Consider the following 316-nt stretch of genomic DNA (forward strand, 5'->3'; position numbering starts at 1 on the left):
CGCCCGCGTGATGCGCGGCATGAATTCCATGGTAAAGGCCGTCACACCGGCATCGGCCAGCGCCTTGACCGCCGCATCATTGCCGTAAGGGTCGAGCATGGCGATGACCACCGCGCCCTTCTTGTAGGCCTTGAGCTCGGCTGAAGACGGCCGACGCACCTTCAGCACCACATCGGCCCTGGCTGCATCGCCGGCCTTGCCGATAGCCGCTCCCGCCGCGACAAACTCGCCGTCCGGTATGCGCGAGGCAACCCCGGCGCCAGCCTCGACGACAACCGCAAACCCGAGGGCTATCAGCTTCTTGACCGTCTCCGGC

The 316-nt window shown here is 66.5% G+C and carries 1 pseudogene; it reads right to left on the minus strand.

Features of this window, described 5'->3' with window-relative positions:
• Positions 1–316, minus strand: a pseudogene (locus PHA01_RS29180) (Re/Si-specific NAD(P)(+) transhydrogenase subunit alpha); the annotation flags it as partial.

This window comes from Candidatus Phyllobacterium onerii (assembly GCF_028331445.1).
In the GTDB taxonomy this organism is placed as follows: domain Bacteria; phylum Pseudomonadota; class Alphaproteobacteria; order Rhizobiales; family Rhizobiaceae; genus Phyllobacterium; species Phyllobacterium onerii.